We start from the raw sequence: 24714 nt of genomic DNA on the forward strand, positions 1-24714 counted from the left end.
CACGCGAAGGCGGCGCCAGATATGGCGATATTTCGGATGCGGGCTTCGCACGCGCTCCGAAACAGTCACGGCCCATCGCTCACTGCGCAGCGTCGGGCCGCGCGGCCCGACGCTGCGCTTCGCGCGTTCGTGCTGCGCGGCGCTTCGCGCGTTCGTGTGGTGCCCGGCACGCCCTTGCCAGGCCGGGTCGCGCCTCGGGTCGGGCCTCGGGCCGGGTCGGGCCGGGTCGGGCCGGGTCGGGCCGGGTCGGGCCGGGTCGGGCCGGGTCGGGCCGGGTCGGGCCGGGTCGGGCCGGGTCGGGCCGGGTCGGGCCGGGTCGGGCCGGGCCGGGCGTGCTGTGAGCGTTCGGGGTGTGGACCCTGCGCCGGTTGCGAGGTATTCCGGCTGGCTGGGGGTGAGGGGGTGCAAGGGAAATGTCGGCGTCCGGGTAGGGCGGGTGGTCGGGTAAGCAGAGCGGAGCGATGACGGTGGAGGGCTTGCGGTCACGGACCGGCAGGGAGGAGCGCCGGCGACGACCGGTGCCCGCGGGAGCATGCGGCACCGGTGTCGCCGGAAGCGGGAAGATCGGTTCGGTCCGTGCGCTCCGGAGGCGCCTGGTTCAGTCCGGCGTGCCGAGGCCCTGCAGGCCGACCAGGATCGCGATGATCCCGAAGATCGCCAGGATCAGGCCGGCACCGACCGCGGTGTCCGCCCGGGCGACCGTGCCGTCGGCCGGGCCGGCCGGGCGGCGGCCGGTCAGCCGGTCCCACAGCAGGAGGACGCCGACGATGATGCCGACCACCTCGAAGTGGAAGACGCGCGGGCCGGAGATCAGGTGGACGATCAGGAAGTAGCCGCCGGTGACCAGCGCGACGATGCCGACGATCCAGCCGAACGCGCCGAGGCGGGCGGCGAAGCGGGCCAGGTCGTCGCCGATCCGGGGCAGGCGGCTCAGCAGGGCTATGGCGAGCAGGAATCCGCCGAGGATGTTGGCGAGATCCAGCAGCAAAGACATGATCATGGGGTGCCGTCCTCCGCACGGCCGACGACGTGGGTTGAGCGACGTCGATCGAGAGCCTAGCGGCGGTCCGGCGAGCTCGCACTGGGAGCGATTCCAGCGCAGGTCAGCCGCGGGAGACCAGCCGGTCGAGCATGCCGCCGGCGAACAGCAGCGCCGGACAGATCCAGACCGCGACCGGCAGCGAGCCCATCAGCGTGATGAACCCGGTCGTCCAGGACGAGATCGTGTCGACGACCACGGCGGGATCCATGCGGAACCTCCGGCTTCGAAGGGGGGTGGGGCCCGCACCGATCGGTCACCCGGCCGCTCACCTGACGGAAACCGTGACCTTGTGCCGCTCTGACAGGATGCCTGCATGATCGATAGGGCGGCTCTGCACGAATGGCGGGTGATCGGCGCGGCGCGGCCCGCACTGCCGCTGCTGCTGACCGCGGGCCGGCTGGCCACGCCGCTGCGGAAGGTTCCGAAGCTCGGCTGGGTGGTCGCCGACCCGGTGACGGCACGCGCGATCCTGAACGATCCGGCACACTTCAACCTGCTCGGCGAGGGCGGCGTCGGCCACATGTGGTCCCAGCTGCTCGGCGACTGGGTCAACGAGGTCTTCGACGGCCCCGGCCACCACAGCCTGCGGTCGCGGACCCGGGACCTGTTCACCGAGGAGAGCGCGACCCGCCTCGCCGAACGCGTGGTCGGCCCACGGCTGGCCGAGGCCGGCGCGGACCTGACCGCCGGCCGGACCGTGGACGTCGCCGACCTGGCCCGGGTGCTCGTCGGCCGGATCGTCGCCGACCTGCTGCACCTGCGCACGCCCGGCACCGACGCGGCCTACCGGGAGATCTTCGCGACCGGCGAGGAACTGGCCACGCTCGCCATGAACGCGTCCACGTCCACCCACCTGGCTCCGTCGGCGCTGGCCCGCGGCCGCGAGATCGTGGCCCGGCTGACCGTGAACGTGCCGGACGCGTTCCGCACCGCGCCACCGACCACGGTCCTGGGCCGGTGCCGCGAGCTGGGCGTCGAACAGCTGCACGCGGAAGGCCTGTCCACGCTGCTGATGGTCGCCGGCACCGAGACCGCCGCGAGCGCGATGGCCCGGATCGTGGCGCTGCTGCACGACTCCGGCACCCAGCACCGGGTGCTGGACGATCAGGACCTGATCCCCGAGGCGGTACGCGAGGGACTGCGCGTCACCACCCCCGCGGCCGCGATCGGCCGCTCGGTGACCGCGGACGTGACCGTGGCCGGCCGCAGACTGCGCGCCGGCGAGCGGGTGCTCATCCTGACCCACGCGGCCAACAACCGGGCCGGCGGCTTCTCCCTCGACCGTGGCTACCTGCCGGAACAACGCCAGCTGTGGTTCGGCGCCGGCCGGCACCTGTGCCTGGGGGCGCCACTCGCGCGAGCGGAGATCGGGGGGATGCTGCGGATGCTGACCGGGCCGGGCCGGCCGTGGAGCATTCGCGGGCGGCGTTACCGGCGGCGGGTGCTGATCCCGTCGTACGAGTCACTGCCGGTCACGCTCGCACCGGCCCGGCTGCCGGCGCTGTCCGGGACGTGACCGCTCCGCGGGCCGTCGGATGCTCGTCCGGCACCTCCGGCGATCCGGGGGCGCCCGGCCCGCGGGAGACCGGCGGACGCGGCGACGGCGTGGCCGGCTCGCCTGGGGCGGGTGGGCCCGGCGTGGCGGGCCCGGCCGCCGCACGCGGCGCGGGCGAAGGCGGCGCGACCGGCCGGCGCGATGCGGGCCGGCGGAAACGGCCCCGCGTACCGCGCCGCCGCGCCACCGGGGAGACCGAGGACTCCGGTGGGCGCGACGCCCGCGGTCCCGGCATGTCCGGCCGGGGCGACGCCGGGGAGGCCGATGCGTCCCGCCTGCGGCGTGACGCCGGAGACGCCGGCGTCTCCGCCAGGTGCGGCGCCGGCCAGGCCGGCCGGCGCGAGCCCGCGGCGGCCGCGCGGCGGGGCGGCGGTGCGATACCGGGTGGACGTGACGTTGGCGACGGCGAGGTTTCCGGAGGTGCCGCCGTTTGCGAGGATCATGCAATGTCGTCGACCGCGCACACTCCGTCGTCTTCGGACAACATTCCGGAGATTTCGGATATATCGGCTATGCCGGAAAAGCGGGCGCGCTGGCGTACCCGATGGGTCCGTCTGGTTCTGGTCGCGGCATCGATCGTGGCGCTGGCGGCGATCGGGTTACGCGGGCGGCTGCCCGATCCGCGGGAGTTCACCGATGCGCTCGGCGGCGCGCACTGGGGCTGGATCGCCGGGGCGGTCGTGCTGCAGGTGATCTCGCTGTCCTGCTTCGCGTTCCAGGAGCGGCACCTGCTGACCGCGCTCGGCGCCGCCATCCGGCGCCGGCGGCTCTTCGCGATCATCCTGGCCAGGACCGCCATATCGATCTCGGTCCCGGCCGGCCCGGCCGTGTCCACCGGGTACGCGATCAACGAGTACCACCGGGCCGGCATCGCCCGGGAGATCGGCGCGGTCTGCGCGATCGTCTCCGGGCTCGCCTCGATCGGCGGGCTCACCGTCCTCTACGCGGGCGGCGGCGCGATCGTGCTCACGCACAGCTCCGCCACCTCGCTCAACTGGCAGCCGCTGGCCATCGTCGCCGCGATCGCCGCGCTCACCACCACCGTCATCGCGATCGGCCGCCGGCTGCCGTCCCGCCCGTTCGACGTCGGCCACATCCCGGAATCCCGGATCGGCCGGTACGCGCACGGCCTGCTGCTCTCCGCCCACGCCGCCTGGCACGCCGGCGCCGGCCTGCGGATCCGCGACTGGTGCGCGGTCGTCGGCTACTCCGCCGTCAACCGGCTCACCGACCTGCTCTGCCTGGTCGCCTGCACCCGCGCGCTGGGCCTGCAGATCAGTCTGATCACGCTCGCCACCATCTACCTCGGCGTCCAGATCGTCCGGCAGGTCCCGCTCACCCCCGGCGGCATCGGCGTCATCGAGACCGCACTGGTCGCCGGCCTCACCACGGCCGGCTCCACCGCCATCACCGCCACCGCCGCCGTCCTCGTCTACCGCGTCATCTCCTGCTGGCTGCTGATCCCGGCCGGCGGCATCGCGGCCCTCCTGATCCGCCGCCGGTAGTCTCCCCCACCGGTCAGCGACGCCGGCCCAGCCACCGCGATACCGTCCGCGTTCGCCAGGGTGACACCGGTGTCGCCGCCGCATCCCGCGGCGCCGGGGCCGGCCGGAGGCGGAAGTGTCGCTCCGGGAGAAGACGTGGGGGCGGGGTCACCCGTACCGTGGGCGGCTCTTCTGCGGGAGAAGGGACCGCCCACGGCACTCGGGAGATCAGCGTTGCTTGGGTGACGTGACCGTGAGGACGGTGAACGGGGCGATCAGTGACCACTCCGTCAGCACCTGGATCTTCACGCCGAGACCGGCGACCTGGACCGAGCCCTGCGGGTTCGCCGCCGAGTAGTACCGGTTCGGGTCGGAGTCGTCGAACGTCGTCACCGGCGGGCGGGACGGTACCGTGACCGGCGCCCCGTTGCGATGGAACGTCACCGCGTCGGTGCGCTGCACGCCGAACGTGGCGTCGAACGGCTGCCGCCGGTTGCCGAGCCGCACGCCGTCCGGGAACACGATCGGTTCCGGGCGGGCGTCGACCGGCAGGACCGCACCGCCGCCCGGGTGGTTGATCGTGTCGTTGTCGGTGTAGGCGTCGTTGACGTACCAGATCAGCAGGCCGTCCTGGTACGGGAACTTCTCCACCCAGTCCGGCCGGATGCTTGTCCAGCCGTAGTTGTACGGCCCGGTCCGGAGCACCTTGTCGTAGCCGGTGTAGGTGCGCCACTCCGCGATGTAGTAGCGCGGCGCGATCCGGGTCAGCGTGCCGGTGAACCGGGTGAAGCCGCGCGCGGTCCAGGCGGAGGTGGCGGACTCCACGTCGTCCGTCCAGACCGGGGCGCCGTTGACGACGAGCGTGATGTCGTCGAGGAACGCGCCGGCGAAGTGGACGCCGCCGTCGGTCTGGTAGCGGAACCGGAACTGCACGGTCTGGCCCGCGAACGCGGTCAGGTCGTAGGTCAGGTCGACCCACTCGCCCTCGCTGGACCCGGTCCGCGGCGATCCGACCCGGGTCCACCGGTTGCCGCCGTCCGCCGACACCTCCGCGTAGAGGTAGTCGTAGCCGGCCTCGATCTCGTGCCACGCCTTGGTGGTCAGCGACGCCGTGGTCGCGCCGGTGAGGTCGAGCGTCCGGGTGAGCGTGGTGTTGAGGTTGTTCGCGTCGCCGCCCCACCACTCGTACTCGCCGGAGTGGGGGGTGTTGTACTCCGTGACGACGGTCTGGTCCGGCAGCGGGACGACCACGGCCTGCGGGAGCGGGCCCTTCGCGTCCGCGGCCTGGCCGAGCACCACGGTCTTCTTCTGCCCGGGCTTGACCGTGGTGTAGTCGAGCCAGCCGAGGAACAGCTTCTCCCAGGCGCCCATGTAGCCGGGCGTGGAGCCGATGTTCTGCGGGTCGTGGGACAGCCAGGAACCGGCCGACATCAGCGACCAGAAGCCGGTGCTGTTGTCGCCGCCCTGGGTGTCGTAGAGGTCGGGCAGGCCGAGGTCGTGCCCGTACTCGTGGGCGAACACGCCGAGGCCGCCGTTCTCCGGCTCGGTGGTGTAGTCGCCGATCCACAGGCCGCTGTCGCCGATCGGCACGCCGCCGAGGCGGTTGTTCTCCGGGCCGGTCTGGCCGTAGTCGCCCTGGTAGGTGTAGCCGCGGTGGGACCAGATCGCGTCCGCGCCCTGCGCGCCGCCGCCGGCCTCCTCGCCCTCACCGGCGTGGATCGCCTGGAAGTGGTCGACGTAGCCGTCCGGCTCGTTGAAGTCGCCGTCGAGGTCGAAGTCGTAGCGGTCCCACACGTCGTACTTCGCCAGCGACGCGGTGATCTGCGCCGGGGTCTGCCCGGCCGCGATCTGTGCCTGGTACCACGCGGTGGCGGCGTCCTTGACGAAGTCCTGGTAGCCCTCACCGCCCTCCCAGGTGTTGCTGCCGTACCGCGCCTCGTTGTACGGCACGGTGACCCAGTCGCTGACCTCGCCGGTGACCGTGTACCGCCCGCCGGACTGCGCGGTGTAGAACGTGGTCATCGACTCCTTCTTCGGGCTGAAGAGGAGCTCCTGGTAGTGCTCCGGGCTGAAGTCCGGCACCCACAGCGTGGTGTTGTCGTTCGCCCGGTCCGGCGCCGGCAGCTGGTTGTGCAGCGGGCCCGGCGTGCCGCCGGTCTGCGGCAGCGTCTGCGTGCCGAACTCGACGAGGAACGTCAGGACCGGGTCGGTCTTGCTCTTCTGCCGCACCTCGACCCAGCGGTCGCCGCCGAGCCGGACGACCTCGGACCCGTTGCGCTGCTCGCTGCGGGCCTCACCGGTGAGCAGTTTGGTGATCGCCTCCTCGCGGGCCGCCTCGCGGGACTCGCCGAGCGGATGCTCCAGATTGTCCGCCTTGACGGGTGTGCGCGGCTCGCTGTCCGCAGCCGGCGGCGTCGCGGTGGCGGCGCCGGCGGGCACGACGAGAACGAACGCGGCCGCGGTGACGCCCGCCATGACGGCTTTGATGTGACCGTGCAAGAGGGGGACTCCTTCCCCATGTGACGAGATGGAAGCACGCTACCCCCTTGATTCAGACATGCAAAGACGTGCATTTAGAGCCGACCGTGAGCCGCGTCATTCCGGGCTCTGCGGGACGATTCACCCGGCATACTTCGACGCGTGACACGAACGCCGAGGCTCGAGATCGAGTACTGCACGCAGTGCCGGTGGCTGCTGCGTGCCGCCTGGACCGCGCAGGAGCTGCTGACCACGTTCGGCCTGCGGCTGGGCGAGGTGGCACTGGTGCCGGGCACCGGCGGCGTCTTCGACGTGCGCCTCGACGGCGACCTGATCTGGTCCCGGAAGGAATCGGGCCACCCCGAGATAACCGAACTGAAGCGATTGGTACGGGACCGTATCGCGCCGGACATGAGCCTGGGCCATTCCGAGAAGCGCTGAACCGGCCTCGAGGTCACGCACGGCCGCGGTGATCGACGGCGGCGGCCTGCAACTCGGTTCGACCAGCCGGACCACCCGGCCCCGGCCGCATCCGGCCGTGGACGCGGACTACTTCGCGCCGTCGCGGAGCAGGTAGGCCGGCGGTGGCGGTGTGCGCGGTGGCGAACCAGGCGACGAGCTTCTCGCCGACGAGCCACTCGACCTCCTCGACCGCGTCGTCGCCGCCGGGGAGCAGGTGCTCGGCGTCCTCGATGCGAGCCGGGTCGAACGCGGACGGTTCAGCGTCGATCCGGGCGACCCGCGCCGGGTCCGCGTACATCGGGAACGGTCACGGGGTCGGCGGACGTGCGCCACGGCGTGGACCACAGATCGGCGAGCGCGGTCAGGCCCACACACGCAACGCGGCGGTCAGCTCTTCCCAGTGCCGGCCGGGCAGAACCGCCTCGCCGGCCGGCGCACCGGGACCGTCCCGGCCCGCCGGGCCGTCCGGCAACGCCACGGGGTCGATCACGAACACGGAGAGGTACTGCTCGGCCACGCCGGCCATTCCGGCACGGCGTACCCCCGTTGGGTCAGCAGGTCGGGCACCGGCCGGCGCGGCGTGCCCGGGTACGCGACCGTCGGGTGACCGATCCGCAGGATCGCCTGGGTGTGACGGCCGCCGAAGCGCGCGTTCACCCGGGCGCGCAGCTCCGGCACCTCCAGCGCCGCGTGCAGCGGCTGCGCGGACAGGCCGGACGCCGCGGCGGTCAGCAACACCCGTTGCAGCGCCTGGCCGGCGTCCACCCAGGCGCGCGGGTCGTCGGTGCGGGTGGTCAGCACGGCCAGCGTCGGCGCGGACTCGAACAGCACTCCGCGGCCCGCGCCGGTCCACCGGCCGGGGATCCGCCGGCGCGCGTCGCGTGCGCCGAACGCGCTGTCCGGCACGCCGTCGAACCGGCCGCCGGTCGCGGTCCACGCGGCCAGCTCGTCCCGGTACGCCGCGGACATCGCCTGCCGGTCCGCGGCCTCCCGGGTGACCGTGAGCAGCCAGTCACGGGTCAGCGGCGGGCAGACGGACAGCTCCGCACCCTCGATCGAGGCGGCCGCGAACATCTCGCGCAGCGCGGACCGGGACGGCGGCGGGTCCGCGAACGGCGCCCGGCTGGTGTGCCGCACGCCGACCGCGGTCCGCAGCCGCAGCAGGCTCGGCCGCGGACGGCTGTTGGCGGCCGGTACCACCGCCAGCACCACGCCCGGCGACGGCAGCACCCGGTGCAGCGGCACCCGGCCGTGCGCGCGGATCGCCAGCCGCAGGTTGAACGCGGCCGCGGCCACGCTCATCAGCAGCTGCCGGCCGTCCGGGTCGATCACCCGCAGGCGTCGGCTCCGGTCCGCGAGCACCCGGATCTCCGTGCCGTCCACCGCGAACCGCCACGGCTGCGTGTTGTGCACCGACGGCGCCGCTATCGCAGCCGCCAGCCAGCCCGGCGCCGCCGCCGGCATGTCGAGTGTGGACGCCCGTTCCGCGGTCACCGTCATCGCGTGCCTCCCTCGTCCCCACCGAGCCTTCCGGCTCGACGATCAAGAGCCAAGGGGCGAAAGACCCACGACGGTACGCCGACAGTGTCGGAGCGTGGCCCTGCACTCCCGGCCGTGACCAACTCCCCCACCGCCGTCGAGACCGCCTTCGCCCTGCTGCGCGAGGGCCATGGCCGGCTTCCGGCGGCGCGACCGGCCGCACGCCGCCTATCCATCCTAGGAGGCTGACCTGATCGCCGTCCAGTCCGGCGGCCGACAGCCCGCGGTGTCAGGATCGGCCGGTGAGCGCGGTGACTGCCTCGTCCAGATAGGTGAGAACCGTGTTCGCGAGCGGCGCCAACCGGGTGTCGGTGAGCGTCGCGGCGTAGAGCGTGCGGTGCGGCGCCGGCGGCGTGAGGTCGCGATGGACGACACCGGCCGCGCCGGTCAGTGCGAGCCGCGGCGCCACCGTGACACCGGCCCCGGCCGCGACGAACGCCTGCGCGGCCGCGTAGGTCGCCGCCTGGAAGCGCACGTCCGGCACGAACCCGGCCGCGCCGGCCGCGCGGTCGAGCTGTTCGCGGTCCACGGTCCCGGCCGGCAGCGCGGCCCAGGCGGCACCGGCCAGCGCCTCCAGAGCGAACGGCTGACCGTCCGCCGCGAGCGGGTGCCCCTCCGGCAGCACCGCCACGAGCGGGTCGGTGACCAGCGGATACAGCGTGAGCTGCGCGGAGACCTTCGGCGCGTCGTCCCAGACCGCGAACACGGCCAGGTCCAGCTCACCGTCCTCGACCAGCGTGAGCGCCCGGTCCAGCCCCTGGTCGAGGCGCAGGTCGGCGACGTACAGCTCGGCGTCGGGCTGCTGGCGGCGCAGCGCACCGAGCGCGGGCGGCAGCAGGTGCAGCGCCGCGGTCTCGCAGGCGCCGAGCCGCAGCCGCAGCGACACCAGGCCGAGCAGCTCGGCGAGGCCCGCGGTGGCCTGCGCGGTCAGCCGGTCGATGTCCGCACCGTGCCGGGCCAGTAGATGACCGGCCGCGGTCAGCGAGTCACCGCGCGGCCCGCGCCGCAGCAGCGGCACGCCGCAGTCACGCTCCGCACGGGCAAGCTCCTGCGCGGCCTCGGCCGGCGATACGCCCAGCTCACCCGCTGCGGCGGCGGTGGAACTGTGTCGGCTGATCATGGCGAGCAGGCGAAGGTGTCCGGGCTCCAGAGGCATCGAGAGATCGTAGTCCGCGCACCGATCCGCCTTCACACCCCGTCACCGGAGACCACGGTTGCGCCACGTTGATCTAATGCCGATGTGGACGGTGCCAGCAACGGTTCCCGGTGGACGCGCGAGGCCGCGGTGGTGGTGCCGGTGATCCTCGGGCTGTGGGCCCTGGTGGCCGCCGTCGAGTTCTCCGGCGTGTGGATCGCCCAGCATCGGGGCCCGTTCAGCTATCTCCGAGAGGTGGCGTACGTCTACGCCGTCCTCCTCACCGCGGCACTGGCGCTCGGCGTGTGGCGACGCGGGCGCCCACGGTGGTCGATCGTCGCGCTCGTGCTCTCCGCGGCCCTGGCCGTGCCGGTGCTGACGGCCGGCTGGCCGCGGTTGTCCATCGACGCCTACTACCGGCAGCACCGCGCGGATTTCGCGGCCGCCGCCGACGCGAACCGCCTGGTCCCGGACGACTACTACGGGCTGCGCCTGCCGCCGCCCCTGCGGCACCTGTCCATCGAGGGCGCGGCGAGCCGGATCGGCGACGGGACGGGCGTCCTGCTGCCGGTCTGGGCCGACTACCCGGATCTCCCCGGTGCGTTCGTCCATCCCGGCGGCGCACCGCCGACCGACATCTACCGGTGCTACGACTCGCTCTACCACTTCCGCTGGGCGCTCGGCGACGGCTGGTACTGGTTCGAGCGCGACCCGGTCTCCTGGGCCGCCGGCCGCTGACCGGTCAGCGCGCGCAGGCCCTCCGCCCAGCGCTCGCGACGTTCCTCCAGGGACTGGTCCCACCACGGGGTGCCGCGTTCGCCGAGCGCCACCTTCGCCAGCTGGACGCGGGCTCGCGCGGGCGCCGGGTCCGCACCCGCGCGCAGCGCCGTACCGACGTCCCGGCGTGCCGACATCAGCGCCGTCCGCAGCCGCGCCGCGACGTCCTCCGGGATCGCCGGGTCGGTGGCACGCCAGCGGCGGCCCTTGACCACGACGTACCGGCCGTCGTCCGTGTGCATCCGTCCTGCATACCATGGCTTCCATGGTGGATCCGGTGGTCGGCGCGCGGTGGCGGATCACGGCCGGGCCGCCGCTCGGTGACCGGCCGCGCGGCACCTGGGCGGCCGCGCGCGACGGCGTACCCCTGGTGGTGAAGTTCTTCGACGAGGCGACGTTCCCGGACTGGCGCTACACCGTGCGGGTCGCGGACGCGCTGCGGGCGCGCGGCTGGCCCACGCCGGAGCTCGCGGACGACACGATCGACGTGCCCGGCGGCGCGTGGGCGCTGTTCCACCGGCTGCCCGGCCGGCCGCGCGACGCCGGGCCCGGCGAGCAGCGCGCGCGGGGCCGGCTGCTCGCCGGGCTGCACGAGTCCGCGGCCGCGACCGGGATCACCGGCCAGCGCGGCGGGTTCGCCGATCCGGCCGCGGTGGTGGCGGATCCCACGGTCGACGACTGGCTGCGGATCCACGAGCGGACCGACCCGGACGGGGCGCGCACGATGTGGCGGCACCTCGATGCGACGCGCGCCTGGTTCGCCGCGCACCCGGCGCCGGACGTGCCGCGCAGCGTGATCCACGGCGATTTCGCGCCGTGGAACCTGCTGTACGACGACGGCCGGCTGACCGGCGTGCTCGACTTCGAGGGCACCCACCACACGGTCCAGGTCGCCGACTTCGCGCTGTCCTGGCGCGGATATCAGGACGAGGTGCTGCGCGGGTACGACGAGGTGCGCCCGCTGTCCGAGGTGGAGTGGCAGCTGATCCGGCCCGCGTTCCGGGCGTGGCTGTTCATCGACGCGCGGGCCGAACTCGCGGCGCTGCGCGGCGGCCGGGCCGCCGCGCTCACCGATCTGTCCTGGCCCCTCGCCCACCTGCGGAAACGGTCTCCGCTGCTGGATCGGCGGGCCGGCCCCGGCGGGCCTTGACCACCAGGTCGCGCAGCGTGCGCCGGTGACCGCCGTGCTGCACCTCGTGGGTGCGGGTCTCCGCGACGGTCACGGTCCACTCGTCCGGGCCGAGCGCGGCCGTGACCGCGTCCGGGCCGATCGTGGCGCCGGCCGCGGCGTGCGCGGCGGAGTGCGTGTCGTGGCCGACGACCAGCAGCGTGCCGCCGGGCGCAACCATCGTGGCGAGCCGCGCGACGAACGCGGTGAACGGCAGGTCCGGGTGCACGTACTGGCTGACCACCAGGTCGTACCGGCGCGGGGGTTGCCAGGTCGTCAGGTCGGCCACCACCCACTCGATGCCGGGGCGGCCCGCGGCGAACGCCTCGGCGGCGCGCACGGCCGTGGCCGAGACGTCGACCGCGGTCACGGTCCAGCCGCGCGCGGCGAGCCAGACCGCGTCCGCGCCGGTGCCGCAGCCGGCGTCCAGCGCGGTGCCGGTGGGCAGGCCGGTGACCTCCGCGGCGAGCTGGCCGCCCGGCGGACCGTGATGCGGCGTGTGTCCCTGGTAGTGCTGCTCCCACCACTGCGGGTCGAACGAGTTCTCGCTGCTCATGCCCGCAACGGTACGGTTCTACGCGCTGGACGCAATCGTTCTTGCGGAATTCGCAAGGGCCTGCGTACCGTGGTGGTCATGGCCGATCTGGAACTCACCGACGTGGTCCGCCAGCGCGTCCGCGGGCTGCGGCAGGCGCGCGGGTGGAGCCTCGACGCGCTCGCGGCCCGCTGCCACATCAGCCCGTCCACGCTCAGCCGGATCGAGACCGGGCACCGGCGCATCGACCTGGAGCAGCTGGTGGCGCTGGCCCGCGCGCTCGGCACCACGATCGACCACCTGGTCGAGCCGGTCGACGACGAGGACGTGATCATCCGGCCGATGCCGCACCAGGAGCCGGGCCTGACCACCTGGGTGCTGTCCCGCGAGGGCGGCGGCCCGTTCGTGGCCAAGATGCGGATCACGCCGGAGCGCCGCGGCGGCCCCGGCCACCTCGCCGTGCACCCGGGCCGGGAGTGGTTCACCGTGATCACCGGCACCGCACTGCTCTACCTCGGCGAACGTCAGCTGGCCGTGCCGGCCGGGCACGCGGCCGAGTTCTCCACGATGGTGCCGCACTCGATCGCCGCGGCCGACGGCCCGGTGGAGATCCTCACGTTCTTCGACCAGGAGGGCCAGCGCGCGCACGCGTCCTAAGATCTTGCAATTCCAGCAAGGGTACGTGCGGAGATCGCAAGATCGCTGGCACGCTTCCGGCCATGACACTCTCCACCGTCCCCGACGCCCGGCAGCGGCGCGCGATCCTGACCGCGGTGTGCGTCGCGCTGATGGCCGTGATCGCCTCGGTCTCCGGGCTCAACGTCGCCCAGCAGCAGATCGCGCTCGCGTTCGGCGCCTCGCAGGGCACCGTCCTGTGGATCATCAACGTGTACACGATCGGCCTGGCCGCGCTGCTGCTGCCGCTCGGCGCGGCCGGTGACCGCTGGGGCCGCCGCCCGGTGCTGCTGGCCGGCCTGGCGCTGTTCGGCGCCGCGAGCGCGGCCGCGGGCCTGGCCACCTCCGCCGGACTGATGATCGCCGCCCGGCTCGCCGCCGGTGTCGGCGCCGCAATGATCATGCCGGTGACGCTCGCCGTGATCACGTCGACGTTCCCGGACCGGGACCGCTCCCGCGCGATCGGCATCTGGACCGGCGTCGCCGGTGGCGGCGGCATCCTCGGCATGTACCTGTCCGCGCTGCTCGTCGACGTGGCCGACTGGCGGTGGCTGTTCCTGCTGCCGGTCGCGCTGGCAGCGGTGGCCGCCGCGCTGACGCTGCGCGCCGTGCCAAACTCCCGGGAGACCACCGGCCACCGTTTCGACACGGCCGGCACGCTCGCGTCCGTGGTCGCCGCGGTCGGCCTGATCGTCACGCTGCACGAGGGCCCGGAACACGGCTGGACCGCGCCGCTCACGCTCGCCGCGCTGCTGGCCGGCGCGCTCGGCACCGCGGTCTTCGTGGCCCGGGAACTGCGCCACCCCGCACCGCTGCTCGACGTGCGCCTGTTCCGGGAACGCGGCCTGGCCGGCGGCTCGGTGGCGCTGCTCGTGGTCTTCGGCGTGCAGGCCGGCATCTTCGTGGTCCTCTTCCCGTACCTGCAGGGCGTGCTGGGCTGGTCCGGGCTGCGGTCGACGCTCGCGCTGATGCCGATGGCGATCCTGATGATGGCCGCGTCCGGTCTCGCGCCACGCATGGCCGCGGTGGCCGGCGCCCGCGCCACGATGTCCGCCGGAATCGCACTCGGCGGCTCCGGGCTGGCACTGATGGCCGTGCTCGTCTCGGTGGACGGCGGCTATCCTTCGGTGTTGCCCGGCATGCTGGCGATGGGCCTCGGCATGGGCCTGACGATGACACCGGCGACCGAGGCGATCACGGCCGCGCTGCCCCGGTCCCGGCAGGGCGTGGCATCCGCGCTCAACGACGTCACCCGCGAGTTCGGCACCGCGCTCGGCGTCGCACTGCTCGGCGCGGTGCTCTCCGCCGGCTACCGCACCTCGATCGGCACTCACCCGTCCGCCGGCGCCGCCCACGACGGCCTGGCCGCCGCACTGTCCACCGGCGACGACACGCTGATCCGCGCCGCACAGGAGTCCTTCGTGGACGGCTGGCGGCAGGCGATGTGGGCCGGCGTGCTGGTGATAGCCACGCTGCTCGCCTACGTCGTCACCCGCGGCCCAGCGCGGCGGCCGGCCACGGCGGGCGGCTGAGCCGTCGGCGGCGCCCGGCGTTCCCTGCCAACCCGGCCAGACCCGGCCAAACGGGCGTTCCAGTAGACCCGGCGGACCCGGCCGCCCCCGGGTCCCGGGGTCCCGGGGGTCCCGGAGGACCCCAGCGTCCCGTCGGACCCGGGCGTCCCGGCGGACCCGGCCCGGCCGACCGGGCGGCCCCGGCCCGACGGACCCGGGTGTCCCGCCGACCCCGGCGGCCGAATCGGAGGGGACGGCCGGGTTCCGCCCGGCGCACCCGGTCTGGCCGCGCAGACGCGGGAAGCCGAACAGCAGCCAGCCCTCCCCGGCACGGACACGGCCGCCACGACGAACTCGACGATCAGCTCGTCCGGCACCGGACACCCGGCAGCCAGGTGTTCCCCGAACCGCAACCCCCACCGGTTCCGGTCGTGCACGGCCGACCGCACCAGATCGCCGACGTTCCAAAGTCCTCAGGCCCAGCTCCGCACCGAGCAGTGCTGCGGCACCCCACGCGTCGAGCACACCGGGCTCCCCGAGCACCGCGACCGTCCTCATCGCGGCAGCCTAGATCACCGTCGTACCGGCGCTGAGGTTTGATCTTGCGGTTTTCAGCATGGGGGGTGGGCGAAACGGACAGGGCTGGCTGGGGTGGGTGGGGTGTGGTTGCATCACGGCGGGGCGTCGAACGACACGGGGGTGGACATGACGAGCCCGGAACATCTGTCGCTGCCGGTCGGGGCGGCGGTGCCGTCGCTGGTCCGATGGGGACTGTCCTGCGACGCCGACCTGGTCTTCCGGACGCTGACCACGATGGGCGGCCGGGACGCGCGGACGCTCGCGGCCGAGCTGGGGCTGCCGGCGCGGCGGGTCGGCGACGCGCTGGCCGAGTTGCGCGGTGCCGGGGTGGCCGCGCCGGGGCCGGGCCGGGCCCGCGCACCGGTGTGGACCGCGGCGCCGGTGCGGGACGCGGTGGCCGCGGTGCGGCGCCGGCGGCTGCGGCTGGTCGACGAGGAGGCGCAGGCGCGCAGCCACCGGACCGTCGTCACCGAGCTGTCGCGGGGGGCGGCGACCGTGCCGGCGGCCGGTGCGGTCGGCGGCGAGCTGGGTGACGGCGTGCGGTACCTGCCGGACCGGCCGCTGACCCGGGCACGGCTGGCCGATCTGATGGACGCGGAGCGCAGTGAGCACCTGGCGATCAACACGGAGCAGGCGTTCGACGCCGCGTCCGCGCGGCCGGCCGCGCCGCTCAGCCGGCGGATGGTCGACCGCGGCGTCCGGATGCGCGTGCTCGGGCTGCCACCGGCCGACCGTGACCTGCACGTCGACGCGGCCCTGTTCGGGCACGCGCGGTTCGGCTACCGGGAGGCCGCCGAGATGCCACTGAAGCTGTTCGTCGTGGACCGGCGGGTGGCGCTGTTCCCGGCCGACCCGGCGGACTTCGACCGCGGCTACCTGGAGATCAGCCAGCCGGGCATGGTACGGGCACTGGTCATGCTGTTCGAACAGCACTGGGCCACCGCGACCGATCCGCGCGAGTCCGGCCTGCCGGAGGTGGTGCTCACCGACCGGGAACGCGAACTGGTCACGCTGCTGGCCCAGGGTCACACGGACGCGAGCGCGGCCGCGCGGATGCGGGTCAGCACCCGGCTGATCACCAAGATCATGCGCGAGCTGATGGACCGCTTCGGCGTGGAGAACCGTTTCCAGCTCGGCCTCGCGCTCGGCGCGGCCCGGGTCACCACCCCACAGGAGAGACCATGACGCTCAGGAAGCTGCTCGCGGTCGTGCTGGCACCGCTGGTGGTCGCGCTGACCGGCGCGTTCGCCCCCGGTCCCGGAGAACCGGCGCTGCCCGGCTGGCCGGGCCGGTCGATCTGCGCCACCGCGTTCTTCTCGCTGGGCCCGCCGCCCTGGTTCCTGCCGGACGGCAACACGGTGCAGCCCGGCCTCCAGGCCTGTCCCGGCGAGGACCCGCAGCTCATCGCCCTCACCCGGTGGGCCGTGGTGCCGTACCGTCCCGGCGTCACGCCGTCCATCGGGTCGATGTCCTTCCTGACCGTCGGCGCGGACGGCTGGGCGATCATCCCAGGCCCCGGATGGGAGTTCGCGCCGGGCAGCCTGACCGAACCGCTGGTGCTGTGCGTGCTCACCGGGCCGGACGAGCGGGCCGGCTGCGCCCGGGTGCGCACCGACGGCGCGGTCACCGTCGAGCCGGTACCGGTCGACGACCCGCTGGTCGACCGGCCGGTCGAGGTCTACTGGGAACAGGACGGCGACCCGGCGTGCGGCGCGTGCGTCTGACCGCGCACGCTCACGTCACACCAGCCCGGCCAGGCGGTACAGCACGAGCGACCCGGCCACCGCGACGTTGAGGCTGGAGCCGGTGCCGATCATCGGGATCTCCACGGCGCCGTCCAGCAGGTCGAGTGCCTCCGGCGGAATGCCGGTGGCCTCGTGGCCGAGCACCATGACGGTCCGCCTGCGGGCGGCGGGCAGGTCGGCGAGGCGGACCGCCTCGTCGGCCAGCTCCACGCCGAGCACGGCCGCGCCGGCCCGCCGCTCCTCGGCCAGCCAGCGCAGCGGGTTCCCGACCCGGTGCACGCAGGCGGGCCGGCGCAGCGTGTTGCCGCGCGCCAGTGCCTCGTCCACCCAGCGGAACGGCGGCACCGCCAGGCACGCGCCGACCGCGTCGCAGGTGCGCAGCAGCGTACCGAGGTTGGCGCCGTGCATCGGCCAGAGCGGCGCGGCGACCAGATGCCCCCAGCAGCGGTGCGCGCGGGGACGGCGGGCCGATCGGATCTCCCGGGGCGTACGCACCCGGATCGCGGCGTTCACCGCACGGGAGCGGCGGCGCTCCAGCATTCGACAGTCATCTGCGGCGTGCTTCGCGGCGCACGCGGGCCATCGACGGATCGAAGATTGCGCAGTGAGACTACACCAACCGGCCACGGATGTGCCGCTACGCTGCGGGGGTGGTGCGGGACGAGCTGGTGCGGCTGCGGGCCGGGACGGCGGCCGAGGCGGCGCGGCTCGCGGCGGACCTGGAGGCGCTGTTCGCCGCGTCGCGGGACTCGAACGCGGACGACGAGCACGACCCGGAGGGCACCACGATCGGCTTCGAGCGCGCCCAGCTGACCGCGCTGCTCGCGGCCGCGCGGGAGCGGATCGCCGAGGTCGACGACGCGCTGCGCCGGGTGGACGCGGGCAGCTACGGCGTCTGCGAGCGGTGCGGCCGGCCGATCGCGGCGGAACGCCTGGCCGCCCGGCCGTTCGCCCGGTTCTGCATCTCCTGCGCGTAGCGGACCCGCGTTTCCCACCGCCCCGACGGCGTCGCACCCTACGGTGACAGCATGACCGACGACACCCCATGGGAACCGCCGCTGGCCGGGGACGAGGCCGGCCACCTGGCCGGCATGCTGGACCGGCTGCGCACCACGTTCCGCTGGAAGGCCGACGGGCTCGACGCCGCCCAGCTGGCCACCACGGTCGGCGCGTCCACGCTGACGCTCGGCGGCCTGCTCAAACACCTGGCCGCGGTCGAGGCGGTCACGTTCACCTGGAAGCTGCACGGCTCCTCCCCCGGCTCGCCGTGGGCGGAGCACCCGCACGACTGGACGCTCACCTCCGCCGCCGGCGACCCGCCCGAACGGCTCTACGCCCACTGGGACGACGAGGTCCGCCACGCACGCGACCGCCTCGCGTCCGCACTGGCCACCGGCGGCCTCGGCCAGCCGGCCCACATCGCCGGCGACGACGGCGCCCACGCCTCGCTCCGCCGCCTGCTCTGCGACCTGATCGAGGAGTACGGCCGCCACACCGGCCACGCCGACCTCCTCCGCGAAGCCGTCGACGGCCGCACCGGCGAGGACCCGCCCCCGGGCTGGCGGGCCGTGTCCGGCGACCCGCCGGTCGGCTGCAGACCCTGAAGAGCTTGCAGAGCTTGATATTCCCGCTTCCGGCGGCGCGGGTTCCGCATGCTCCCGCGGGCCCCGGTCGGCCGCGGGCGGCCTCCCTTCCGGATCCGTGGCCGCAAGACCGAACCCGGGGCACGTGCCGGCTCGGTGTCCGTCTCGTGGACCCGACGGCGACGCCCACGCGTCAGGCGCGGCAACGATGATCCGCCGGTCGGACGCCGCGGCGACGGCATGCGCGTCAGGCGCGGCGCGGGTGAATCGTGCCGCGCCTGACGCGAGCGGAGCCGGGCTACCCGGCGAGGGCCAGGTAGAGGCGTTCGCCGGCCGCGCGGTAGCCGAGGCGTTCGTAGATGCGGCCGGAGTCCGGACCGGTGGCCTCCAGCCAGGGCACGTCGGCACCGGCGGCGTGCAGCCGGGCGGTGATGCCGGCGGTGATCGCGGCCGCCAGCCCACGCCGGCGGAAGGCCGGCCGGACCGCGATCCCGGCCAGCTCGCTCACGCCGTCGTGCGGCGCCACCGCGAGCCCGCCACCGGCGCAGGTACCGTCCGCGGCGACCGCCATCGCACCACGCCACCCTGCGCCCGCACCCGCTCCAGCCGAGCCGCGTCCGCCGCCGTGGCCACCGGGCCACCGCCGAACGCCTCGTTCTGCGCGGCCGCCAGCGCCACCCGCTCCGCGTCACCCCGCGGCTCCCGCACCTCGAAGCCCGCCACCACGAAACCGGACGCCATCTCGGAACCGGACGGAGCGGATGACGGCGGGTTGAGCGAGCCGGGCTCGCAGATCAGATAGTCGTGCCGGGCCTCGACCCCGAATCCGGCCGCGGCCAGCAGGGATTCCAGGCCGGGGGCGACGACGGACTGCTGGATACGCAGATCCAGATGCACGATGAGACCTCTATCGAGGGAGACGGAACGACGAATCACGCCGGGCCGCACCCACCTCGCGCCGGCCGGGCACACCCCGGCGGACGGGTCAGGCGGCCCGCTGGCCGACCTGGATCACAGGCGTCATTCCCTCATCACGACAGCCGCACCTCGCGTGCGGCCGGGCAAGCTCTCCAGCACCGCAACCGCACGTCAACCCCGTACCCGGCGGCCATAACAGCTTGGCCATACCACCCGCTGCGGCAAGCGCCTTGAGCTGCGGTGACGCGGCGCTGAAACGTACCCGGCATCGATCGGGCCTTGTGCGGTCGGCGGCGATCGCGTATTCACGCATCTAGATCGCGCAATCGGATGGTGGCCCGCGGCGGCGCGGGGGTTAGGGGACGATCGTGCGCAGACGCTCAGACCACAGGGGACGGCGGGTGACCGCGGGCGCGGTCGCCCTGATGCTCGGCACCAGCATGTTCGCGGTCCTGGAGCCGGACCCGGCACCGGCCAGCGCCGGGACCTCGATGCGCGACGCGGCGCCGCCCGGCGACGCCGAGCACACGCACCTGAGCCTCGACCTGGACAACCGCACCGGCGTGGTGGCACCGGACGCACGGCAGCGCGGCGCCGCGCCGGACACCCGCTTCAACGCGCTCGGCACGCCGCGCGCGGAGGGGCCGGGCGAGCTCGCGACCGGGCTCCCGGCCGACCCGGTCGCGGCGGCCCGCGCCTACCTGCGGACCGGCGGGTACGGGCTGGACGCCGCCTCGGTCGACGCGATGGACGTGATGCTGCAACGACCGCTCGGCGACGCGACCGTGGTGACGCTGCGCCAGCGCTACGGCGCGCTGCCGGCCGGCTTCGACGGCTTGGCCACGCTGCTGATCAAGGGCGGCACGGTGCTGCGGGTGACGAGTTCGCTGGCCCGGGACACGTCCGCGCCGGAACCGGCCACGATCACCGAGGCGCAGGCGATCGCCACCGCGCTCGCGGACGTGCACCTGCCGGCCGGTACGGAGACGAGCGTGCAGACCGTGGCGGTGCCGACGCCGGCGGACGGGCCGCGGACCGCGTTCGCGGTGACCGCCACGTCGACCGCCGGTACGCCGATCGCGGTGACCACCTACGTGGACGCGCGCACCGGCGGCATCCTGGTGCGCGAGGACCTGGTCGACGCGGACTCCGACAACCCGACCTGGGCGGTGTTCCCGTCCACGCCGAACCAGCGCAACCAGCGCGCGCTGTGGTGCTTCGAACCCAAGCCGGGCTGCTCGCGGACGGTGGCGACCGCGGACACCGGCGCGCCGTGGGACGTCGACCCGACGACCGGCGCGCCCACGTTCACCACCCGGGGCAACTCCGCGACGAACACGGTCAACTGGGGTGGCGGCAGCACGCCGTTCCCGGCCACGCCGCGCGAGGACCGCAACTACACGTACCCGTTCACCGACCAGTGGAACGAGGCGAAGTGCGACCCGGCGGTCTACACGTCGCCGGAGCGCAACGACGCCGACGCGGCGGTGGCGAACCTGTTCGCCATGCACAACCGCATGCACGACTGGTCGTACCACCTGGGCTTCACCGAGTCGGCGTGGAACATGCAGCTGGTCAACACGTCCGGGGCCGGGCTCGGCGGTGACCCGGAGACCGGGCGGGCCCAGTCCGGCGCGCTGGCCGGGTCGCGGAACAACGCGAACCAGTCCACCGGCCGCGACGGGCTGCCGCCGGTGACGAACATGTACCTGTGGCAGCCGATCGCGGGCTCGGCGTACCCGCCGTGCGTGGACGGCGACTACGACATGACCGTGATCGGGCACGAGTACGGACACGCGATCACGAACCGGATGATCGCCGGGCCGGACACCGGGATCGGCTCGGTGCAGGGCGGCTCGATGGGCGAGTCGTGGAGCGACCTGCTGGCGATGGAGTACCTGTACGAGAACGGGCTGCGCGCGGCCGGCGACACCCCGTTCGTCACCGGCGCGTACGTGACCGGCAACACCACCAACGGCATCCGCAACTACGATGCCAGCCGCAGCCCGCTGAACTTCTCCGACGTCGCCTACGACATGGTCGGCCAGCAGGTGCACGCGGACGGCGAGATCTGGAGCGCGATCCAGCTCCGGCTGCGCAAGGCATTCCTGCACCGGTACGGCGACGGCACGCCGGACCTGCAGAAGCGCTGCGCCGAGGGCACGGTGGACGCGTCCCGCTGCCCGGGCAACCGGCGCTGGATGCAGCTGATGTTCGACTCGTTCCTGCTCCAGGCCGGCAGCCAGTTCAGCATGCTGGACATGCGGGACAACATGCTGGCGGCCGACCTGGCCCGGTTCGGCGGCGCGAACCAGAAGCTGATGTGGGACGTGTTCGCCGAGTCCGGCATGGGCCGCGACGCGACCAGCGGGCCGTCGGACGCGCAGCCGGTGCCGAGCTTCGCCTCGCCGCAGACCCGGAACGCGACCGTGACCGTCAAGGCGGCCGCCCCGGTGCAGATCTTCATCGGCCGGTACGAGGCCCGGGTCACGCCGATCGCGGACACCGACCCGGCCACGCCGCTGGGTGACACGTTCGAGATCGTGCCGGGTGTGACGTTCGACTTCGTCGCGGTCGGCGCCGGCTACGGGCACCAGCGGCTGTCCGCCTCGTTCCGGCCCGGCCGTGCCGACACACTGCGGGTGGATCTGAAGCCGAACCTGGCCTCGGCCGCGTCCGGCGCCACGATCACCGGCCCGGGCGTCAACCTGGACAAGCTCATCGACGACACCGAGGCGACGAACTGGGCGTCACTGACCGGCGTGGCCGGGCAGGCGCTCACCGTCGACCTGGCCGGCGACGACCGGCGCCTGATCACGTCGGTGAACGTGAGCGCGCTGCTGCGCCCGGCGATCACCACGGACGCGGACCCGGCGAACCCGCAGAACCGGTTCTCCGCGCTGCGCTCGTTCGCGGTCTGGGCGTGCGACGCGACCCGCGGCGCGGACTGCACCACGGACGCCGGGTTCCGCAAGGTGTACATCAGCCCGCGGGACGCGTTCCCGGCACCGGCCTTCCGGCCGAACGCACCGTCGCTCAACCTGCGCACGTTCCGCATCCCGCCGACCCAGGCCACGCACCTGCGCCTCGAGGTGCTGCACAGCCAGTGCACCGGCAACCCCCGCTACGCGGGCGAACAGGACAACGACCCCGCCGCGGGTACGGACTGCGCCACCAACAGCGCGTTCCGCGACCAGGTCCGGGTGGCGGAGTTCCAGGCCTACGGACGGTGACGCACCACCCCTCTCCTGGTTGTCCTGCCGGATGATGAAGCCGGGAGAGGGGTCCCCACCGTGCTGGACCGGCTGAACGGCACCGCCGTCACCCACCGCGGTCCGGGAACGCCGCTACCGGGCAGCACCTGACCGGCGGTGCCGGCCGCTGCCCGGCCGCCCGACCTGTACCTGCTCGCCGACCACGAGGGCGTCCCGTTCGAGGACGACGGCATACGCGACCGCGAGCGCCTGCGGGCGTGGATGACCGGGCTGTTCCGCGACCGGCTGGCCCCGCTCGGCATACCGGTGGCCGGGCTGCGGGTACGCACCCGGCCGAGTCAGGCGCGGCGCCCCCGGCGACGAGAACGCACCGTACGGTGCGCACTTCAGCGATGTCGAGGTGCGCACGCTAGCGCCGGACCCGGCAGCGCCGGGTGACCGTCACGGCCGGGTCGCTCTCGGACGTGGCGTTCAGGAACACCTCGGCGGTACGGGCGGCACCGCGCGCCGCGCCGACCGCGACCGTGACCGTGGTGCGTTCACCGGCGCGCGCGACCGTGAGCGCGTGCGGCAGCCCGGCCCGCCAGCCGCGGCCGTCGACGGAGGCGGAGAGCCGGTACACGTCGGAGCCGAGGTAGGCGGTGGCGTCCTCGGGATGGGTGCCGCCCGGCACGTACCGCCCGGTGTCGGTCAGCGTGAAACTGCACGCCGCGGGCGCGGTCTGCCGGCCGGGGGCGAGCGCGGCGCCGCGCATCGACGTGCCGGCGCCGTCCAGCGAGCGGACCGCCACCGTGTACGACAGCACGCGGCCGGCGGTCCGCTGGATGTCGAGCACGTAGAAGTGCAGCCGGTTCGTCCGGGGTGAACGAGTCCGCCCCCATCCGGTCGACCACCTCGACCGTGTAGTTGTCGTAGCCGCCGCAGCGCACGTCGGCGGTGATCGAGCAGGCCGGCGAACGGTCGCTGTCCAGCGCGATGTTCAGCCCGTTCAGGCCGGGCGTGGCCACGGCCCGGGCGGTCACCCGCGCGACCACCAACCCGGACCCGGACCGCGTCCGGTCCGGTGAACCGCATCTGGCCGAACTCCTGCCAGGTGGACGACTCGTCCTGCCCGGCGGAGAGGATGAGGACGAGCTCGAAGCCGTCGGCCACGGCACCCACGTCCGCGCGCCACGCGCCGAGCCCGTCCGTGCGCAGGTTGCGGTTGCAGGTCTCGCCGGCCGGGCACGCGCCCGGGTTCATGTCGTTCGTGATCCCGTACTGGTGCGCCGGGTGCGGCATCTCGTACGGCCCGAACGCGGTCAGGTCCACGCCGTACCGGTCGTACGAGTCCTCCATCCACTACGCGTGCAGCGTGTGCCCGCGGTTGAGCGCGCCGGGCGTGTTCAGGAAGTCGCGGTAGAACGCGGGCACGTCCGCGCGGGCGATGCCGGACGCGCTCGGCTGCGGGTTGCCGAAGACCGTGGAGTGCGGCGCCTGGGTGACCACGAAAGGCTGGTCCGGGTAGTCCAGCGTGACCAGCGCGATCCGGAAGTTGCGCACCGATCCGGTGGCCGGCCGGTCCGCGCCCGGGACCGGCACGTAGTCGTCCCACGTCATGTGGTCCGGGTTCGCCCAGCGCTGCGGGTCGACGACCCGGAACGGGTCCGCGGGCGCGGCCCGGACGGCGGTGGCGGGCACGACGATCAGTGACAGGGCCAGGGCCGCGACGATCGCACCGGCCGTCCGGGAACGCTTCATCCGCCTCCTCCTCGTACCTGATCGAACGATCAGTCAGGCGGCCGGTTGCAGCGCCGGCACGGTTTCCCGGCTGCGCCGGGTGAGGAGCGCGTCCAGCGAGTACGGGCCCGGGCCGAGCACCGCGATCAGGAAGAACGACCAGCAGAACAGCGCGGCCGACTCGCCGCCGTTGGCGACCGGGGCGAGCGCGTCCGGCTGGTGCACCACGAAGTAGGCGTAGGCCATCGAACCGGAGCAGAGCAGCGCCGCGATCCGGGTACCGAGGCCGACCACGACCAGCGTGCCGGCGACGAGCTGGATGATCCCGGCGTACCAGCCGGGCCAGGTGCCGGCCGCGATCGCCTCGCCGGTGCCGCGGCTGCCGCCGAAGAGTCCGAGCACGGTCGCGGAGCCGTGCACCGCGAAGATCAGCCCGACGACGACCCGAAACAAGGTCGTAACCGGTACGGACAGTCGGTCGAACATCATTACTCCCTAGCATGAGATCGGTTACCCACCGCGATCTCCACAGGGTGTCATAGATATAGATGTAAGTCGATATGATGAATGCCATGTGGAACGCCGGGATCCGTA

At 73.8% G+C, this 24714-nt stretch carries 28 protein-coding genes and 1 pseudogene; 12 read left to right on the plus strand and 17 right to left on the minus strand.

The annotated features are described in order from the left end of the window. Window positions 1–598: 598 nt before the first annotated feature. Together J2S42_RS01970 and J2S42_RS01975 are read right to left on the minus strand one after the other, a co-directional pair. A complete protein-coding gene (locus J2S42_RS01970; RefSeq protein WP_307234586.1) occupies window positions 599–1000 on the minus strand; it encodes a hypothetical protein in 402 nt (133 codons plus the stop codon). A 103-nt stretch (window positions 1001–1103) separates the two neighbouring features. Continuing rightward, a complete protein-coding gene (locus J2S42_RS01975) occupies window positions 1104–1250 on the minus strand; it encodes a hypothetical protein (protein ID WP_307234588.1) in 147 nt (48 codons plus the stop codon). A gap of 105 nt (window positions 1251–1355) precedes the next feature. Between J2S42_RS01975 and J2S42_RS01980 the strand changes: the two genes are divergently transcribed. Then, complete coding sequence (locus J2S42_RS01980) at window positions 1356–2558, plus strand: cytochrome P450 (RefSeq protein ID WP_307234589.1); 1203 nt, start codon at window positions 1356–1358, stop codon at window positions 2556–2558. On the opposite strand, the gene J2S42_RS01985 is transcribed toward J2S42_RS01980, so the two are convergent. After that, window positions 2471–3040, minus strand: coding sequence for a hypothetical protein (locus tag J2S42_RS01985; protein WP_307234591.1), 570 nt, complete (start codon window positions 3038–3040; stop codon window positions 2471–2473). The genes J2S42_RS01980 and J2S42_RS01985 overlap by 88 nt on opposite strands. Before the next feature lie 69 nt (window positions 3041–3109). Between J2S42_RS01985 and J2S42_RS01990 the strand changes: the two genes are divergently transcribed. After that, window positions 3110–4102, plus strand: a complete 993-nt coding sequence (locus J2S42_RS01990; RefSeq protein ID WP_307234593.1) for a lysylphosphatidylglycerol synthase transmembrane domain-containing protein — start codon at window positions 3110–3112, stop codon at window positions 4100–4102. Window positions 4103–4309: 207 nt separating this feature from the next. Here J2S42_RS01990 and J2S42_RS01995 read toward each other — a convergent pair whose 3' ends face one another. Next, window positions 4310–6556, minus strand: a complete 2247-nt coding sequence (locus J2S42_RS01995; RefSeq protein ID WP_307234595.1) for an immune inhibitor A domain-containing protein — start codon at window positions 6554–6556, stop codon at window positions 4310–4312. 165 nt (window positions 6557–6721) lie between these two features. Here J2S42_RS01995 and J2S42_RS02000 point away from each other — a divergent pair, with 165 nt between their 5' ends. Beyond that, window positions 6722–7000 carry an Rdx family protein gene (locus J2S42_RS02000; protein ID WP_307234597.1) on the plus strand — a complete coding sequence of 93 codons (279 nt, stop codon included), beginning with the start codon at window positions 6722–6724 and terminating at the stop codon, window positions 6998–7000. Between the two features lie 13 nt (window positions 7001–7013). Here the strand turns inward: J2S42_RS02000 and J2S42_RS02005 are convergent, their stop codons facing one another. The 4 genes from J2S42_RS02005 to J2S42_RS02020 all read right to left on the minus strand — a co-directional run bounded on the left by J2S42_RS02005 (window position 7014) and on the right by J2S42_RS02020 (window position 9716). Then, window positions 7014–7319, minus strand: coding sequence for a hypothetical protein (locus J2S42_RS02005; protein WP_307234599.1), 306 nt, complete (start codon window positions 7317–7319; stop codon window positions 7014–7016). 63 nt (window positions 7320–7382) lie between these two features. Next, complete coding sequence (locus J2S42_RS02010; RefSeq protein ID WP_307234600.1) at window positions 7383–7538, minus strand: hypothetical protein; 156 nt, start codon at window positions 7536–7538, stop codon at window positions 7383–7385. Continuing rightward, on the minus strand, window positions 7508–8521 hold the full coding sequence (locus J2S42_RS02015) for an Acg family FMN-binding oxidoreductase (RefSeq protein WP_307234602.1): 1014 nt from the start codon (window positions 8519–8521) through the stop codon (window positions 7508–7510). The genes J2S42_RS02010 and J2S42_RS02015 overlap by 31 nt, the downstream gene beginning before the upstream one ends. A 268-nt stretch (window positions 8522–8789) precedes the next feature. Continuing rightward, window positions 8790–9716, minus strand: coding sequence for a LysR family transcriptional regulator (locus tag J2S42_RS02020; protein ID WP_307234603.1), 927 nt, complete (start codon window positions 9714–9716; stop codon window positions 8790–8792). Window positions 9717–9800: 84 nt separating this feature from the next. On the opposite strand from J2S42_RS02020, the gene J2S42_RS02025 reads away from it, so the two are divergent. After that, window positions 9801–10433, plus strand: a complete 633-nt coding sequence (locus J2S42_RS02025) for a hypothetical protein (RefSeq protein ID WP_307234605.1) — start codon at window positions 9801–9803, stop codon at window positions 10431–10433. Here the strand turns inward: J2S42_RS02025 and J2S42_RS02030 are convergent. Continuing rightward, window positions 10355–10714, minus strand: coding sequence for a hypothetical protein (locus J2S42_RS02030; protein ID WP_307234607.1), 360 nt, complete (start codon window positions 10712–10714; stop codon window positions 10355–10357). The genes J2S42_RS02025 and J2S42_RS02030 overlap by 79 nt on opposite strands. A 23-nt stretch (window positions 10715–10737) precedes the next feature. Here J2S42_RS02030 and J2S42_RS02035 point away from each other — a divergent pair, with 23 nt between their 5' ends. Beyond that, a complete protein-coding gene (locus tag J2S42_RS02035; protein WP_307234609.1) occupies window positions 10738–11622 on the plus strand; it encodes a phosphotransferase enzyme family protein in 885 nt (294 codons plus the stop codon). Here the strand turns inward: J2S42_RS02035 and J2S42_RS02040 are convergent. Then, the gene (locus J2S42_RS02040) at window positions 11540–12196 is read right to left on the minus strand and encodes a class I SAM-dependent methyltransferase (RefSeq protein ID WP_307234610.1); all 657 of its coding nucleotides are present in this window, start codon (window positions 12194–12196) and stop codon (window positions 11540–11542) included. The genes J2S42_RS02035 and J2S42_RS02040 overlap by 83 nt on opposite strands. 78 nt (window positions 12197–12274) lie before the next feature. On the opposite strand from J2S42_RS02040, the gene J2S42_RS02045 reads away from it, so the two are divergent. The 4 genes from J2S42_RS02045 to J2S42_RS02060 all read left to right on the plus strand — a co-directional run bounded on the left by J2S42_RS02045 (window position 12275) and on the right by J2S42_RS02060 (window position 16664). After that, on the plus strand, window positions 12275–12832 hold the full coding sequence (locus J2S42_RS02045; RefSeq protein ID WP_307234612.1) for a helix-turn-helix domain-containing protein: 558 nt from the start codon (window positions 12275–12277) through the stop codon (window positions 12830–12832). 62 nt (window positions 12833–12894) lie between these two features. After that, entirely contained in the window at window positions 12895–14382 is a 1488-nt protein-coding gene (locus J2S42_RS02050; RefSeq protein ID WP_307234613.1) for an MFS transporter, read from the plus strand. Window positions 14383–15066: 684 nt separating this feature from the next. Further along, on the plus strand, window positions 15067–16125 hold the full coding sequence (locus J2S42_RS02055; protein WP_307234615.1) for a helix-turn-helix transcriptional regulator: 1059 nt from the start codon (window positions 15067–15069) through the stop codon (window positions 16123–16125). Beyond that, on the plus strand, window positions 16122–16664 hold the full coding sequence (locus tag J2S42_RS02060; RefSeq protein WP_307234617.1) for a hypothetical protein: 543 nt from the start codon (window positions 16122–16124) through the stop codon (window positions 16662–16664). Before J2S42_RS02055 ends, J2S42_RS02060 begins: the two co-directional genes overlap by 4 nt. A gap of 15 nt (window positions 16665–16679) precedes the next feature. Here J2S42_RS02060 and J2S42_RS02065 read toward each other — a convergent pair whose 3' ends face one another. After that, window positions 16680–17225: a TrmH family RNA methyltransferase gene (locus J2S42_RS02065; protein WP_307234619.1), complete on the minus strand. Its 546-nt coding sequence runs from the start codon at window positions 17223–17225 to the stop codon at window positions 16680–16682. 110 nt (window positions 17226–17335) lie between these two features. Here J2S42_RS02065 and J2S42_RS02070 point away from each other — a divergent pair, with 110 nt between their 5' ends. After that, on the plus strand, window positions 17336–17662 hold the full coding sequence (locus J2S42_RS02070) for a TraR/DksA family transcriptional regulator (RefSeq protein ID WP_307234621.1): 327 nt from the start codon (window positions 17336–17338) through the stop codon (window positions 17660–17662). A 51-nt stretch (window positions 17663–17713) separates the two neighbouring features. Beyond that, window positions 17714–18289, plus strand: a complete 576-nt coding sequence (locus J2S42_RS02075; protein WP_307234624.1) for a mycothiol transferase — start codon at window positions 17714–17716, stop codon at window positions 18287–18289. 277 nt (window positions 18290–18566) lie between these two features. Here the strand turns inward: J2S42_RS02075 and J2S42_RS02080 are convergent, their stop codons facing one another. Next, window positions 18567–18794, minus strand: coding sequence for a GNAT family N-acetyltransferase (locus J2S42_RS02080; protein ID WP_307234626.1), 228 nt, complete (start codon window positions 18792–18794; stop codon window positions 18567–18569). After that, window positions 18773–19165, minus strand: coding sequence for a hypothetical protein (locus J2S42_RS02085; RefSeq protein WP_307234628.1), 393 nt, complete (start codon window positions 19163–19165; stop codon window positions 18773–18775). The genes J2S42_RS02080 and J2S42_RS02085 overlap by 22 nt, the downstream gene beginning before the upstream one ends. Window positions 19166–19554: 389 nt before the next feature. Between J2S42_RS02085 and J2S42_RS02090 the strand changes: the two genes are divergently transcribed. After that, window positions 19555–22419, plus strand: coding sequence for a M36 family metallopeptidase (locus tag J2S42_RS02090; RefSeq protein WP_307234630.1), 2865 nt, complete (start codon window positions 19555–19557; stop codon window positions 22417–22419). Between the two features lie 391 nt (window positions 22420–22810). Here J2S42_RS02090 and J2S42_RS02095 read toward each other — a convergent pair whose 3' ends face one another. The 4 genes and pseudogenes from J2S42_RS02095 to J2S42_RS02105 form a co-directional block, all read right to left on the minus strand. Further along, window positions 22811–23236, minus strand: coding sequence for a hypothetical protein (locus tag J2S42_RS02095; protein WP_307234632.1), 426 nt, complete (start codon window positions 23234–23236; stop codon window positions 22811–22813). A 49-nt stretch (window positions 23237–23285) separates the two neighbouring features. Further along, window positions 23286–23558, minus strand: a pseudogene (locus J2S42_RS42165) (hypothetical protein); the annotation flags it as partial. A 184-nt stretch (window positions 23559–23742) separates the two neighbouring features. Further along, window positions 23743–24141: a hypothetical protein gene (locus tag J2S42_RS02100; protein ID WP_307234633.1), complete on the minus strand. Its 399-nt coding sequence runs from the start codon at window positions 24139–24141 to the stop codon at window positions 23743–23745. 33 nt (window positions 24142–24174) lie between these two features. Then, entirely contained in the window at window positions 24175–24609 is a 435-nt protein-coding gene (locus tag J2S42_RS02105; RefSeq protein ID WP_307234635.1) for a DoxX family protein, read from the minus strand. Between the last annotated feature and the right edge of the window lie 105 nt (window positions 24610–24714).

Origin of the sequence: Catenuloplanes indicus (assembly GCF_030813715.1) — a bacterium.
Classification (GTDB): Bacteria; Actinomycetota; Actinomycetes; order Mycobacteriales; family Micromonosporaceae; genus Catenuloplanes; species Catenuloplanes indicus.